Here is a 13634-nt window from a genome sequence, read left to right as displayed (position 1 = left end):
TGTCTACGCTGAAAAATGACGGCCTAACTGGTCGTACCACAACTCAGCAGACAAACGGGGTGAATGATGAGTAAAACTAACGTACGAATCGGCGCGTTTGAGATCGACGACGCCGAGCTGCATGGCGAGTCACAGGGTGAGCGAACGTTAAGCATTCCTTGCAAATCCGATCCTGACTTATGCATGCAATTAGACGCCTGGGATGCCGAAACCAGCGTTCCCGCCATTCTTAATGGCGAACATTCTGTGCTTTACCGCAAACATTACGATCGCCAATCCGATGCCTGGGTCATGCGCCTTGCCTGACTCAAATGAACCCGTCGCCTGAGACGGGTTATTTATATCCCTCCCCCGCTGCGCTAACTTCCCCTACACTTACCTTATGTTCATTCGCTAATGAGGGCGGGATGTTTGCCTTAGTATTATTCATTTGCTATCTGGACGGCGGGTGCGAAGACATCGTAGTGGATGTCTATGATAGCGAACGACAATGCCTCGTCGCTATGGACGACCAACGAATTCGCCAGGGAGGCTGTTTCCCGGTAGAAGATTTTATCGACGGCTTCTGGCGACCGGCGACGGAATACAGCGATTTTTAAGCGGCTCACTGCAGCTGCACCAGCGTTAGCTCTCCGCCAAACACCGCGCCGGTGTCAATGTAGTGTTGGTTATCGCTATCGTAACGGCGTTTAAGCGGCGTATGGCCAAACCAAAAATGATCCGCCCCGGCTATCTCACCGTGCCGCCCCGCCAGATGATCGGTTAAACGCTGGCGGCCCCAGAGCACCTGATGTTCGTCCACGGGCAACTGCCAACGATAAACGCTGGCGGGATAGTCGGCATGGGCAATCACGTGGGTGGTATCCTGACAGCGGAGTTCAATGATTAACGGTACATCCCGGCAGCGGTTAAACAGCAAATCAGCCAACCGTTTCTGTTCCTGTGAGGCGGTTGGATACCAGCCGCCGCCGTTCATCGTCCACAGTGCCATTTCCCCGCTCGCCAGCGCATCCAGCGCCATTTGCTCATGGTTACCGCGCACCGCTCTGAACCACCGGCAACGCAGCAACCCCAGACATTCCACGCTTTGCGGCCCACGGTCAATCAGATCGCCAACAGAAATAAGAAGATCCTGCCAGGGATCAAATTTAAGCTGGCGCAGCTGGGACATTAATAAAGCAAAACAACCATGTAGATCGCCCACCAGCCAAATATTACGCCAGGTGCTACCTGCCAATCGCTGATACATATTTCACCCCCTCTGTTAATTATACAAAATATGTCTGAAAACGAGGTTGAAAATTCATACGTCAATCAACGTTAAACAAGGCGTAAATATAGTCTGGCGAACCATTAAGCTTGTCCCGCGAGATCCGTAAAATAAAAATAAAATAATGACGAGGTATGACATCGTGACGGACAATAGCCTGCATTCATCATGCACACTGCAGCAACGCTCAAATTTGATTGCCGATCTCGTAATGGGGCGTATCACGCCTGCGCCAATCTGGCAAAAACGCAACTTTCGGCTCAAATTCTTGTTGCGTACGGCATTATTTTATCAGCCGACCCGAGAAATGCTGGACACCCTTTCGGCACGTAGTGATTTCCGCCAACTGTTGGCTGCGCAGGCTACGCTTCCAGGTAAAGTACATCGTCAGTATTTAGTGCGCGATCTAAACGCGCGTCAGCGTTCCCAGGCCATCATCAGCCACTATCAGTACGTCGACTCGTTGGGCGAAAACCGGCTGGCGATGGCCATGATATCGCCGTCAGAACTACCGTTACTGACCCTGTCCGCTAAAGATGATGCGGCCTTTACGCTCTTTGCCTCGTCAGCCGGGAAAGCAGAGCGGGAAGGTGAAACCACCCTTTGGCTTCGCGATAGCCATCACCAGTTGTTGGCCAGCGCCACGTTTAGCGTAATCCGCCACCAAGGGCAGTGGCAACTGGTCATCGGCGGCCTGCAGGGGCCCCGCCGCCATGTTTCCCATGAGGTGATTAAACACGCGACCCGCGCCTGTTACGGCCTGTTCCCTAAGCGCCTGCTGCTGGAATTCATCTGGCTGTTGGCCGGCCAAAGCAATATTCAGGCTATTTACGCCGTTAGCGATAATGGCCACGTGTTCCGCGCGCTGCGCTATCGCTTAAGCAAAGGCCGGCACTTCCATGCCAGCTATGATGAGTTCTGGCAATCAATTGAAGGTGTGCGTGAGGATAGTTACCGCTGGCGCTTGCCGCTGAAACTGGAAAGAAAATCGCTGGAAAGTATCGCAAGCAAGAAGCGTGCCGAATATCGCCGCCGTTTCCAGCTAATGGATGAGATGGCCGTACAGGTGGCTAATCTGCTAAGTGTAAAATAAATATTCACGTCTTATTACGAAAAAGATTCGCCGTTTTAAATAACGGCGTTTTCATTTGTACATTCTTTGGTTAATATCGTGGCCTGTTGATAATCGGTTTAAGTTGGCCATTGACCCATGAGTAAAACTGAGATTTTCCTGCTGCTGGTTATCCTGCTTATTTTAGGTAGTGCCCTATGGTTTATTTTCAGTGACGAGATATGGGTATTGGTCAGCTATCTGGAAACGTCACTTTATCCGGCACTGATCGCGCCAGAATAATTCTCCATATTGCTCGTGGCCGAAAACTTAGTTCAATTATTAACAACTTGCAGAATTACGACGTCGATTAGCCGAAGAACCGCATTAATTGTAAAACATTCCATCATTGCCTTATTTCATTTGTCATACAAATATGTATACTGACGACTTCCGATGTAGACCCAATTTTCACCTGCACCATGGGTCTGGTTGCGTGCAGGTGTCTTCTTTTCTGCTGTTTTTATATGCTCATCCCTACCAACTTTTTCCCTGGCATTTCGCTAAAAATATGCGCTAACACGACAATTGCAAAAATTGTACACAGTCCCCCCTTCCCCACCTCGCCATACGCAGAATTTACAACGCTCAAAACACCTAAAAACCAATAATAAAAATAAACATTCACAAAACACAAAGCATAAAACACCATAAAAACACTAACTATAAGTTCATTGTAAAAAAATAAGCATTTTTCCAGAGAGCGATTATATGTTGATTAATGGGATTAATCTCATGCTCACAAAAACAGGGTTTTACTTAGCGGCTTTCAATCCAGAGGTTCATCATGAACGTCAACACTATTTCGCGCATTTTGCTTGGCGGCTTTATCACAACAGCGCTTCTCGTTCAGGCGCCATGGGTCACTGCAGCTGGGCTAACCACAGGTACATTGACGGGTCAGGTCGGGGTGCAATTGACTATCGGCTCGGGCTGTACCGTCACCAATGGTTCCAGCGCAAGCGGCGTAAACAACTGGGGTACCATTGATTTCGGCACCTATAGCGATTTGGTTAACGCCATAGATAGCAATCTGATTGGCAGCGGCGGCGCCAGCGCTGTCTCTATCGTCTGTAGCAATAACCTTCCCGCGACGCTGACATTGAATAACGGCCAGCATGTAGGAACAAACGGACTGCGCCAAATGCAAAGCGCCGACGGCGATCAAATTGCCTACCGGCTTTACTCAAATAGCACCCGTCAGGCCGAATTTACCAGTGCCGGTATCGGCATCACGGGGACAGGTAGCGCGCAGGAAATCCCAATTTATGCCCGAGTGCTGCCGGCGGACCAAGGAGGCGTAACCGCCCCTGCTGCGGGCTTCTACCAGGACATGGTCACCGCGACATTAACCTGGTAACACTGTGGAGAAATGGATGTCATGTCGCGCACAATTTGGCTACTCATATTCTTTTTTTGGACCACAGCCGTCTGGGCTGACACCGCGCAGAAAACCTTCAAGGTTACCGCCCAGATCACGACCGGCTGCCTGCTTGGCAACGGAACAGGAACACCTGGCGCTGATTTTGGCACCTTAAATTTTGGCTCCATGTCGTCGCTTTATAGCAATGTTGATGTCGCCAGCTCCGCTGGCGCTGGCTCAATCGTCGTCGCGTGTACGCCGGGGATGGCGATCTCGCTGGCGCTTGACTACGGTGTCAACGGCGGCTCCGCGGCCCAACGCTATATGTCCAACAGCACCGGCAATACGCTGGCTTACCAGCTTTTTCAGGATGCTAACCGCTCTACCGTTTGGGGGACCGGCGCTCAAGCTTACAGCGTCGCCTCATTCCCCAACACGACACAAACTTATACGGTTTATGGCCGCCTTTTTGCCACGAATGGCTATCCGGCGCAGGGTTCATACAGTGATACCGTTACGGTCACGCTGACCTATTAAAATAAGACAGGTTGAATATGATTCGTCGTTGTATTGTTGTTTTGCTGGGTTCAGCAATAAGTACTAACGCCTGCGCCGCCAGCTCGGTGCTGGTCTGGCCTATTTTTCAAACCATCAGCGCCAGCGAAAAAGGCTCTGAACTGTGGCTGGAAAACCGCGGCGAGACGGCGGTCAATTTACAGCTACGCATCTTCGGCTGGGATCAAAAAGAATCGAAAGATGTTTACGCCGATCAGAATGACGTCGTCTCCAGCCCGCCCTTTGCCAATGTGCAACCCGGCCAGCGTCAACTTATCCGCCTGATGCGCGTTTCGCCAGTCGCCAGCGGCCAGGAAAAATCATACCGTATCGTGATTGACGAAATCCCCGCGGCGCAACCGATAAAACAGACAGACAAAAGCTCCGCCGGCCTGAATATGCGCATGCGTTACGTACTGCCTCTGTTCACCTATGGACAGGGTGCGGATCCGTTGAAGCTGGAAAACGGCATAGAGCTGCTACGAACCACGTTAAACTGGTCGCTTAGCGGTCAGAATCTGTGCATTAACAATGCCGGGAATCAACACGCCAGGTTGAGTAATGTCTACTGGTCAACATCAGCAGGAAAGCCGCAGATCGAACAAACTCAGGGTTTACTGGGGTATGTGCTGGCTAAACGTCGCGTCTGTTTCCCGACATCAGGCCGCGCGGCGAACGCATCCGGGATGCGCCTGTTTGCGAAATTGACTGATAATAGTCAGGCGGTGGAAATCCCGGCAGCGCGTTAACCATGAGGCTTCTGATCGGAATCGGTGGTCTGCTGGCTATTGCTTCGGCAACGGCCTGGGCGGCTACCTATGATTCGTTACCCGCACCTGCGACCGCACCAGGCACACAACAGGAGTACGTGCTGTATCTCGGTATTTCCGTCAACGGCAACACGCCTGTGGGTACCGTGCCGGTGAAAGTGATTAATGATCGTTATTGGATCTCCGCTGCGGTACTCAAGCAGATGTGGATCCCGGTTCCCGACGGCAAAACGCTGGTTGACGTAGGAGAGATAGCGGAGGTCAAGGTCGTTTACGACCAGCCCGGCCAAATGCTGAAATTAACCGTTCCGGATAATTGGCTGCCGGAGCAGCATATCGGTAATAGTCGCGAGCAGGAGTATCTGCAGGCGATCAGTACCCCTGGGCTGTTGTTTAACTACGATTCCTATAGCCTGGCTTCTTCCGCCGGCGAGCGAACCACCAGCACCTCGACGGAATTTCGCCTTTTCGGCCCGGCGGGCGTTTTTTCTAATAATGCCGTTATCAGACAAAACTGGTCATCCCGCCGCGATGATAGCCAACAGGGATATATCCGCTACGATTCGCTGTGGAAGTATAGCGATCCTGAAAATATGCTCAGCTACCAGGCAGGCGACGTGGTGAGCAATGCGTTAACCTGGAGTAGTTCGGTGCGCCTCGGCGGTATTCGCCTCAGCCGTAACTTTTCGGTTCGTCCGGACCTGGTCACTTACCCGTTATTGAATCTATCCGGTAGCGCAGCAGTCCCTTCAAGTGTCGATCTCTTTATCAACGGCTATAAAGCCAGCTCAACGCAAATTAACGGCGGTCCGTATACCCTGACTAACGTGCCGTACATTAGCGGCGCTGGTGAAGCAACCATCGTCACAACCGATGCTCTTGGCCGTCAAGTCTCTACCAGCGTTCCTTTTTACGTCTCAAACACCCTGCTGCGCCAGGGACTCAGCGATTTCGATTTTACCCTCGGCGCGTTGCGTAATAACTACGGCATTAAAAATGCCGACTATGGCGCTGGCGCCATCAGCGCAATTTATCGCTACGGTTTAACCAACTGGCTCACGCTGTCAATGCATACAGAAGATCGGCAAGGATTAACTAATGGCGGGGTCGGCAGCGACATCGCTATTGGCGCGCTGGGTACGCTGAGTCTGTCCGCCAGCACGAGTAAGGGCGATGGGCAGGGTGACCAGTATTCCGCTGGTTATTCGTATTACGGCAATATCTGGGGGATTAACTATCAACATATTCAACGCAGCGAGAATTTCGCTAATCTCTCCAGCTATCGATCGACGGTAACGCTCAGTCGTCAGTCAGACCAGGCAACATTAAGCCTCAGCCCATGGGGAAAAATACTGGGTTCATTTAGCCTTGGTTATTTCGATATCCAGGCGCAGGATGACAGCCGCACCCGCCTGATGAACTTATCCTGGAGCCGTAGCCTGTGGCGAAATAGCAGCTTCAACATCAGCATTAACCGGGATCTGCAGGCAAATACTTATTCCAGTATGATGCAGATAACCATTCCTTTCGACAGTTTCGGCTCATTGCAGTTAAGCAGTCAGCGCGCCAGCTCCGGCGAATGGGGGCAAAACGTCGCCTACAACCGCTCCGCTCCCGCAGACGGTGGATTAGGTTGGAATTTGGCCCACTCCGTTACCGGAGATCGCTATAGTCAGGCGGATTTAACCTGGGTAAATGATGTTTCAACGTTAAGTGGCGGTTATTACGGTTCCCAGCATGATAATCAGGGCTGGTTTGAAGCAGCTGGTTCGGTGGTGTTGATGGATAGCAGCCTGTTCTTCGCGCGCAGGATCAGCGATGCGTTTATCGTCGTCTCGACCGCTGGCTATCCGGATGTCGCAGTTAATTACGAAAACCGTAAAGTCGGAACGACCGACAAGAGTGGCCATCTGCTAATCCCGTGGGCCACCGCCTGGTATCCTGGCAAAGTGACCCTCGACACCTTACCGCTGCCCACGGACGTTGAGGCTAAAGTCGTAGAAAAACGAATTGCGATACGGGAATCCAGCGGCGCGCTGGTGGATTTCCCGGTCACCCGCGTCCGTTCCGCTTCGATTACCCTGGTCGATGAAGCGGGCAACCCTCTGCCGCCAGGCACGTCGGTTGAAGAAGTCAGCAGCCAGCAATCGGGGCTGGTTGGTTACGACGGACTGGTGTGGTTCAGTCATCTCACTCAACACAACAAATTGGTTATTCACGCTGCCAGCGGCGTGTGTACGGCGCAATTCGAGTTGCCGGAATTAACGCCGGTACCGCAACGTATCGGCCCGATTAGCTGCCATTGAAGAATAAGGATAGAAAATTGAAACATCTGTTTTTACTGTGCGCGCTATTCTTTCTGCTTTGTGCAACGGCGCGCGCGGATATTAGTTGTTCATTTCAGCTCTCAAACGATGCAAGTTTTGGTTCTGTTGACTCCTTTACGCTGGCAAACACTCAGCAAACGGTCAAATCGGGGTCTGGTTTTTCCTGTTCCGGCAGTGCCCTATCGCTACTCAGTACAAATACGATAAACGCCAGGATTCTTTCCTCCGATCATCCCTCGGGCACCACGCCCCAAATGATGAGCACCACCGGTACCGACGTGGTTCCTTACAACATCTGCTCAGATACCAATTGTTCGGAAATTTACAATATTGGCTATACCAAAACATGGAGTATCACTTCACTCATCGGCCTGCTTGGGTTATTTAATGCCAGCGACGGTTCGCTGCCTTTGTATTTGAAGATCCCGGCCGGACTCAACGTACCTGCGGGTACTTATACCGACACCATTAGTATTCATTGGGATTACCGGATTTGCGTTTCCGGCATTATTACCTGCAACTATGCCACCGGTCAGCAAACCGTCACGCTGAATGTGAAGCTAATTGTTACCAATTTCTGTTACATCGATAATGCTCCTGATGTCGCCTTTACTCCGGCGTCAATTCCTTCAAGCTTTACCACGCTTAGCAACAAACTTTCCGTTCGCTGTACTAAAAACGCAACCTATACCGTCAACCTCACCAGCGCCAATGCCCTCGCTGGCGGATGGCGGCAGCTTATTGCGAGCATTAACCAGGTGAATTACGGGTTGCAATATCAGTTTTATCAGCCTTCAGGCAGTGCATGGACGCCAACCAATAATCTGAGCGTCAGCGGCACCGGCGCATCACAGGATGTAAACTACACAGTACAGATAAATCCCAGCCAGACCAGTAAACCCGCAGGAGTATATACGGATATCGTCACCGTCACCGTGACCTATTAAGAACGGTACAGGATTCCGGCCAGCATGTCTGAACTCGGCCATTAACGGGACAAATTTTATGTAAAAATAATGTTAAGAGTGTTTTTGTTGTGATATAAGGGGAAAAGCTGAGCGTTCGGCCGTTTGGGCAGTCAAAAATGGATATTATTAACTCGCTGAACTTCAGATAAAAAGAGACCGAACACGATTCCTGTATTCGGTCCAGGGAAATGGCTCTTGGGAGAGAGCCGTGCGCTAAAAGTTGGCATTAATGCAGGCTAAGTCGCCTTGCCTTATAAGAATAGTTGACTGTGTCAGCTTTTCCAGTCCGCGACAAAAGCGGTTGAAAAATTGCTGACAAAATCCGTTGCGCCAACAAAAAACCGCCGCGTTTTTCCACAAGACGCAGGCGGTTTTTTATCTTTAAAACAACGTGATATAGGTAATTATCAGCAGAGCTTTTGCGCTCGTTCGATAAACGGCGCCAGACTCATTTTTTGCCCCGGATGCTGCGGATCGTCAGCCAGGATGATTGAAATCGGCTGCGCGGTAGTCTTACCGGCCTTCACTTCCTGCTCGGCGACATCATTCAGCGGATACTGCACCAGGGTGCTCGGGTTAATCACATAAAGCGCATTACCCGGGCGGCAGGTTAACATCACCTCTTCGCGGGTGAAGGCCCAGTTGTCTTTACCCACTTCAAAACGGCTCACGGTAATCACCTGTGGCGCCGCCAGCGCGGCGCCTGAGCTTGCCAGTAACAACATTGTCAGAACGATTTTTTTCATCATTTAGCCAGTTAACTCAATTAGGTTGCCAGGTCGCGAACAGGCTGACGGCGAGGATCGCCAGCGCGGCAAGCGCCATTTCCAGCTGTGTAGTGCGTAAAATAGTCCGTTCCGCCCATGCGCCTTCGCCTGACATTCGCGGTACCAGAACATACCTGTTCACCAGCGCAATTGCTACCATCGCGGCGACCAGCGCACATTTGAGCAACAACATCGCTCCCCACGGTGAATCGCCAATCAGCCGCCCCTGTATTAATAGCGTATTGCCAATTCCGCTGGCAATCGCGCCAGCCACGGCCAGATGCCCATAACGTGAAAAACGCATCATGGTGGTTATCGCTACCTGACGCCAGCGCCCGCGCGCCAGCCGCAGGCAATAGACAAATGGCAACAGCCCGCCGGCCCAGGCAGCGACGCAGAACAGATGTAGCGCGTGATTGGTGCGCTGTAGCGCGCCGAGCCAACCGTCGTTCATCGCCGCATGCCCCACGCCGGCCATTAACAACAACTGCGCGCAAAATAGCAGTAACAGAAGACGCGCCGGGCGGCGTGGTTTGAGCCACGCCACCGCCAGCGCAATCCACGCCAGCACCATTTGCCAAAGCCAGACGCCGCCGAACTGCGTCCCGATAACAGCCCTCCAGATTGCAGGTCGCCAGACATCCCCCCAGCCATCGGCCATCAACCCGCCTTGTGCCATCAGCATCAAGGTGGCTGAAATAGCGCTAATCATTAGCAGGTAGCGCAGCAAAGGATAAAAACGCTGCATCAGCAGACGACGCAGCGAGGCTGGCGCCCACCATGCGCCGTACAGCGCGCAACCGAAAGCCGTCATCAATGAGATGAAGTGGACAAACCGCAGGCCGACATACACTCCCGTCAGCATGGTTTACTTCACGCTGAAGTGGTATTGCCCTTTGGTCTTATGGCCGTCAACGGAGACCACATGCCACGCTACGGTATACTCGCCCGCCGCCAGCGGTTCAGTCAGCGGCAGCGTTAATTGCGCCTTATTACCGTCGCTGCGGGCCAGCTTGCCGGTAGCGACAGGTTTATTCTGCGGGCCGCTGAGGGTCACACCGCTGAAGGAGAGCTCGACGCCTTCACTAAACGTTAACGTGAGCGACTGCGGCGACGCGGAGACCGTCGAATCGGCCGCCGGGATTTGTTGTTGCAGATGAGCATGAGCAAAAGCGCTGGCGGTGGTTAACATAGCGCTGAAAAATACGGCGGCGTATAGCGCGCGTCCGGCGATGTTTCGCATAAACGTCATTCCTTTTTGTTATGTATGTTGGACAGAGAATAACCCTGTATAATGGCATAGTCGAGCTAAGCATCCGGGACTTGCCTTTCAGCGTCACGCTTAGTAACTTTTGCGCCGTAATGAAGGAGGTACTGATGGCAAATAATCTGGCAAAAATTTCGCAAGATGAAATGGACAAGGTCAACGTTGATCTCGCGGCGGCCGGCGTCGCCTTTAAAGAACGCTACAATATGCCGGTCGTTGCCGACCTCGTCGAGCGAGAGCAACCGGCTCACCTGCGCGACTGGTTCCGTGAACGTCTGATCGCGCACCGTCTGGCATCCGTGTCACTTTCCCGCCTGCCGTATGAACCGAAAGCAAAATGATTGATCATTCCTTGAGGATCCCCCCATTGGCATCCGCCGCGCATTCCTTTACGCTGGTGTTTTTGGCGAGGAGTAAGCCATGCTGCGCGTAATCGATACCGAAACCTGCGGTTTGCAGGGCGGCATTGTCGAAATTGCGTCCGTCGATATCATCGACGGCCAGATAACGAATCCCATGAGTCATCTGGTGAGACCTGACCGCCCTATCAGCCCGCAGGCGATGGCTATCCACCGCATCACTGAAGAAATGGTGGCCGATAAGCCCTGGATTGAAGAAATCGTACCGCAATACCAGGGCAGCCCATGGTATGTCGCCCATAACGCCAGCTTTGATCGCCGGGTATTACCGGAAATGAACGGCGAGTGGATTTGTACTATGAAGCTGGCGCGCCGCCTGTGGCCGGGGATTAAGTACAGCAATATGGGGTTGTATAAGTCGCGCAAGCTGAGCGTAGCCACCCCGCCGGGTTTGCATCACCACCGCGCGCTGTACGACTGTTATATCACCGCCGCCCTACTGCTGGATATCATGCAGGTTTCCGGCTGGTCACCGGATGAAATGGCCGACATTACTGGCCGACCGGCGCTACTGACTACCTTTACCTTCGGCAAATATCGCGGCAAAGCGGTGTCGGAAGTGGCGGAAAACGATCCAGGCTATTTACGTTGGCTGTTCAATAACCTGGACCGAATGAGCCCTGAACTGCGGCTGACCCTCAAACACTACCTTGGCGAGTAACGCTACACTTCTACCTTGCCGGGCAAGGTGCCTTGCGCGAGGGCGATTAAAAAGGCGTACTCCAAGGCCACGCCCTCGTAGCTTTTAAACCGTCCCGACTTACCGCCATGCCCGGAATCCATGTCGGTACATAACAGCAGCAGATTGTCGTCGGTTTTCAGCTCGCGTAGCTTCGCCACCCATTTTGCGGGTTCCCAGTATTGCACCTGCGAATCATGCAGCCCGGTGGTCACTAACATATGCGGATAAGCCTGGGCTGAGACGCCATCATAGGGGCTATAGCTCTTCATATAGTGATAATAGGTTTCGTCCTGCGGGTTTCCCCACTCCTCAAACTCACCGGTCGTGAGCGGAATAGATTCGTCGAGCATGGTGGTCAGTACGTCAACAAACGGCACCTGCGCCACTACGCCATGGAACAACTCCGGTCGTTGGTTTATCGCCACGCCCATCAGCATGCCGCCGGCGCTGCCGCCCATGCCATAGCATAATTTAGGGTCGCCATATCCCTGCGCCAGCAGCGCATCGCAGACGTCCAGATAATCGTTAAAGGTATTCTTCTTGTTGAGGAATTTGCCGTCTTCATACCACTGCTGACCAAGTTCGCCGCCGCCGCGAATATGGGCTATTGCAAAGACAAAACCGCGATCCAGCAGGCTCAGACGGCTGGCGCTAAAATCGGCGTCCATGCTGGCGCCGTAAGAGCCATAGCCGTACACCAGTAACGGGTTGGCCCCTTTGCGAAAGTGTTCGCGGTGATAGACCAGCGATACCGGCACCTCCACGCCGTCACGCGCTGTCACCCACAAATGTTCGCTGCGATAACAGGCAGCGTCAAAGCCCTGCACTTCCTGTTGTTTGATAACCCGCCGCTCGCCGGTATCCATATCCAGCTCAAATAGCGTATCCGGGGTCGTCATCGATGAATAACCGTAGCGCAGCCTTGACGTTTCCGGTTCCGGATTATAGGCAAGCCACGTGACGTAGGCGGGATCGTCAAAAGCGATGCCAACCACTTCTCGCGTTTTACGGTTGATCTGCCGCAGGCTGGTTAAGCCCCGCTGGCGTTCCTCGACCACCAGCCAGTCGGTAAACAGGGTAAAACCTTCAAGCATCACGTCAGGACGCGCAGGGATCAACGTCTGCCACTGCCCTTCGTCGCGAAGCACGGTGCGGTAGAGGCCAAAGTTCTTACCTTCGCGATTAGAGCGCAGATAAAACGCGTGCTGATAATGGTCGAGGCTATATTCATGATCCTTGCGTCGCGGCAAAAAGCACACCGGTGCCGCATCGGGAAGTTCCGGATTAAGGAGTAACACTTCACTGGTGGTGGCGCTGGCAAGATAAATAACCACAAACTGCTGGGAGGTGGTTTTATGCACGCTGACGTAAAACGTGTCGTCTTTCTCTTCGTAGACCAACACATCGTTATCTGCACTAGTGCCAATGGCATGCCGCCAGACCTGATACGGCAGCAGCGTGGTCGGGTGCTTACGCACATACCACAGAAAACGTGAGTCATTACTCCAGGCGAATCCTGGCGTGACGTTTTCCAGGATCTCAGCCGACCATTCGCCGCGGCTCAGATCCTTAAAACGTAAGCCGTACTGACGGCGGGAAAGATAATCTTCCGCCACCGCCATCAGCTGGTTGTTCGGCGCGACGCCTAATCCGCCGAGAGTATAGAATTCGCTCTTCGCCGCCCGTTGGTTGGCGTCGAGCAAAATCTCCCATTCATCCCACTCTTCTTTGAGCACCGATTGACGTTGGTAAATCGCGTATTCACAGCCTGGTTCATAGACCTGGCGATAGCGGTAGCCATTTTTGCTATAGGGAGCGGAGACCTCCCGCTGCGGAATGCGATCGATGATTTCCTTCAGCACCCGCTCCTGCAGGCTGCTTTGTGAATCCATCACCTTTTTGCCGTAGTCATTTTCCTGATGGAGATACTCCAGCACTTCCGGGCGCGCGCGTTCGTCATCGCGTAGCCAGTAGTAGTTATCGATGCGAGTGTCGCCATGTAGCGTCATGGCGTGGGGGATCCGTTTGGCTTTCGGTAGCATGCGTTATTCTTCTGCGTCTTATTATGGAATCACAAAATCACTCAGGGCGCCAAGCGCCCTGAACGATGTCGTGTCTATAAGGGTGGCAAAAGT

Annotated in this window: 16 protein-coding genes; 11 read left to right on the top strand and 5 right to left on the bottom strand. The window is 52.7% G+C overall.

The window, feature by feature from the left end; all coding sequences use genetic code 11:
• Positions 1-66: 66 nt before the first annotated feature.
• Positions 67-306, top strand: coding sequence for a YebV family protein (locus tag KGA69_RS15405; RefSeq protein WP_015705939.1), 240 nt, complete (start codon positions 67-69; stop codon positions 304-306).
• A 101-nt stretch (positions 307-407) separates the two neighbouring features.
• On the top strand, positions 408-599 hold the full coding sequence (locus KGA69_RS15400) for a YdfD/YebW family protein (protein WP_045376105.1): 192 nt from the start codon (positions 408-410) through the stop codon (positions 597-599).
• 5 nt (positions 600-604) lie between these two features.
• On the opposite strand, the gene pphA is transcribed toward KGA69_RS15400, so the two are convergent.
• Positions 605-1249 (bottom strand): protein-serine/threonine phosphatase, encoded by a 645-nt coding sequence (gene pphA / locus KGA69_RS15395; protein WP_045390362.1) that lies wholly within the window; start codon positions 1247-1249, stop codon positions 605-607.
• 145 nt (positions 1250-1394) lie between these two features.
• Here pphA and KGA69_RS15390 point away from each other — a divergent pair, with 145 nt between their 5' ends.
• The 7 genes from KGA69_RS15390 (at position 1395) to KGA69_RS15360 (ending at position 8343) form a co-directional block, all read left to right on the top strand.
• Complete coding sequence (locus tag KGA69_RS15390) at positions 1395-2363, top strand: VirK/YbjX family protein (RefSeq protein ID WP_045390359.1); 969 nt, start codon at positions 1395-1397, stop codon at positions 2361-2363.
• Between the two features lie 117 nt (positions 2364-2480).
• Positions 2481-2624, top strand: a complete 144-nt coding sequence (locus KGA69_RS15385; RefSeq protein WP_113771553.1) for an Ecr family regulatory small membrane protein — start codon at positions 2481-2483, stop codon at positions 2622-2624.
• A gap of 544 nt (positions 2625-3168) precedes the next feature.
• The gene (locus tag KGA69_RS15380; RefSeq protein ID WP_045390356.1) at positions 3169-3741 is read left to right on the top strand and encodes a Csu type fimbrial protein; all 573 of its coding nucleotides are present in this window, start codon (positions 3169-3171) and stop codon (positions 3739-3741) included.
• 21 nt (positions 3742-3762) lie between these two features.
• The gene (locus KGA69_RS15375; RefSeq protein ID WP_213292437.1) at positions 3763-4281 is read left to right on the top strand and encodes a Csu type fimbrial protein; all 519 of its coding nucleotides are present in this window, start codon (positions 3763-3765) and stop codon (positions 4279-4281) included.
• A 17-nt stretch (positions 4282-4298) separates the two neighbouring features.
• On the top strand, positions 4299-5048 hold the full coding sequence (locus KGA69_RS15370; RefSeq protein ID WP_045390350.1) for a fimbrial biogenesis chaperone: 750 nt from the start codon (positions 4299-4301) through the stop codon (positions 5046-5048).
• 2 nt (positions 5049-5050) lie between these two features.
• Positions 5051-7375 (top strand): fimbria/pilus outer membrane usher protein, encoded by a 2325-nt coding sequence (locus tag KGA69_RS15365; RefSeq protein ID WP_213292436.1) that lies wholly within the window; start codon positions 5051-5053, stop codon positions 7373-7375.
• A gap of 17 nt (positions 7376-7392) precedes the next feature.
• A complete protein-coding gene (locus tag KGA69_RS15360; RefSeq protein ID WP_049060939.1) occupies positions 7393-8343 on the top strand; it encodes a Csu type fimbrial protein in 951 nt (316 codons plus the stop codon).
• A gap of 428 nt (positions 8344-8771) precedes the next feature.
• Here the strand turns inward: KGA69_RS15360 and KGA69_RS15355 are convergent, their stop codons facing one another.
• From KGA69_RS15355 to yobA, 3 genes are read right to left on the bottom strand one after another with little or no spacing between them, the layout of a single operon-like run.
• The gene (locus KGA69_RS15355) at positions 8772-9113 is read right to left on the bottom strand and encodes a YebY family protein (protein ID WP_072251410.1); all 342 of its coding nucleotides are present in this window, start codon (positions 9111-9113) and stop codon (positions 8772-8774) included.
• A 13-nt stretch (positions 9114-9126) separates the two neighbouring features.
• Entirely contained in the window at positions 9127-9996 is an 870-nt protein-coding gene (gene copD, locus KGA69_RS15350; RefSeq protein WP_045390338.1) for a copper homeostasis membrane protein CopD, read from the bottom strand.
• Between the two features lie 3 nt (positions 9997-9999).
• On the bottom strand, positions 10000-10374 hold the full coding sequence (gene yobA / locus KGA69_RS15345; protein ID WP_045390336.1) for a CopC domain-containing protein YobA: 375 nt from the start codon (positions 10372-10374) through the stop codon (positions 10000-10002).
• Between the two features lie 134 nt (positions 10375-10508).
• On the opposite strand from yobA, the gene KGA69_RS15340 reads away from it, so the two are divergent.
• Positions 10509-10739 carry a DNA polymerase III subunit theta gene (locus tag KGA69_RS15340; protein ID WP_015366007.1) on the top strand — a complete coding sequence of 77 codons (231 nt, stop codon included), beginning with the start codon at positions 10509-10511 and terminating at the stop codon, positions 10737-10739.
• A 79-nt stretch (positions 10740-10818) separates the two neighbouring features.
• The gene (exoX, locus tag KGA69_RS15335) at positions 10819-11478 is read left to right on the top strand and encodes an exodeoxyribonuclease X (RefSeq protein WP_045390333.1); all 660 of its coding nucleotides are present in this window, start codon (positions 10819-10821) and stop codon (positions 11476-11478) included.
• Positions 11479-11480: 2 nt separating this feature from the next.
• Here the strand turns inward: exoX and ptrB are convergent, their stop codons facing one another.
• A complete protein-coding gene (gene ptrB, locus KGA69_RS15330; protein WP_213292435.1) occupies positions 11481-13541 on the bottom strand; it encodes an oligopeptidase B in 2061 nt (686 codons plus the stop codon).
• Positions 13542-13634: the final 93 nt, after the last annotated feature.

This window comes from Klebsiella sp. A52 (assembly GCF_018388785.1).
Taxonomy (GTDB): Bacteria; Pseudomonadota; Gammaproteobacteria; order Enterobacterales; family Enterobacteriaceae; genus Klebsiella; species Klebsiella aerogenes.
The sequence above is the reverse complement of the archived record's forward strand: the minus strand, read 5'-3'. Positions and strand labels throughout refer to the sequence as shown.

Coding starts and splice junctions, on each gene's coding strand:
- KGA69_RS15340 (WP_015366007.1), top strand. CDS start 10,509: ATGGCAAATAATCTGGCAAAAATTTCGCAAGATGAAATGGACAAGGTC.
- KGA69_RS15370 (WP_045390350.1), top strand. CDS start 4,299: ATGATTCGTCGTTGTATTGTTGTTTTGCTGGGTTCAGCAATAAGTACT.
- copD (WP_045390338.1), bottom strand. CDS start 9,996: ATGCTGACGGGAGTGTATGTCGGCCTGCGGTTTGTCCACTTCATCTCA.
- KGA69_RS15400 (WP_045376105.1), top strand. CDS start 408: ATGTTTGCCTTAGTATTATTCATTTGCTATCTGGACGGCGGGTGCGAA.
- pphA (WP_045390362.1), bottom strand. CDS start 1,249: ATGTATCAGCGATTGGCAGGTAGCACCTGGCGTAATATTTGGCTGGTG.
- KGA69_RS15355 (WP_072251410.1), bottom strand. CDS start 9,113: ATGATGAAAAAAATCGTTCTGACAATGTTGTTACTGGCAAGCTCAGGC.
- KGA69_RS15390 (WP_045390359.1), top strand. CDS start 1,395: ATGACGAGGTATGACATCGTGACGGACAATAGCCTGCATTCATCATGC.
- KGA69_RS15380 (WP_045390356.1), top strand. CDS start 3,169: ATGAACGTCAACACTATTTCGCGCATTTTGCTTGGCGGCTTTATCACA.
- yobA (WP_045390336.1), bottom strand. CDS start 10,374: ATGCGAAACATCGCCGGACGCGCGCTATACGCCGCCGTATTTTTCAGC.
- KGA69_RS15405 (WP_015705939.1), top strand. CDS start 67: ATGAGTAAAACTAACGTACGAATCGGCGCGTTTGAGATCGACGACGCC.
- KGA69_RS15365 (WP_213292436.1), top strand. CDS start 5,051: ATGAGGCTTCTGATCGGAATCGGTGGTCTGCTGGCTATTGCTTCGGCA.
- KGA69_RS15385 (WP_113771553.1), top strand. CDS start 2,481: ATGAGTAAAACTGAGATTTTCCTGCTGCTGGTTATCCTGCTTATTTTA.
- ptrB (WP_213292435.1), bottom strand. CDS start 13,541: ATGCTACCGAAAGCCAAACGGATCCCCCACGCCATGACGCTACATGGC.
- exoX (WP_045390333.1), top strand. CDS start 10,819: ATGCTGCGCGTAATCGATACCGAAACCTGCGGTTTGCAGGGCGGCATT.
- KGA69_RS15375 (WP_213292437.1), top strand. CDS start 3,763: ATGTCGCGCACAATTTGGCTACTCATATTCTTTTTTTGGACCACAGCC.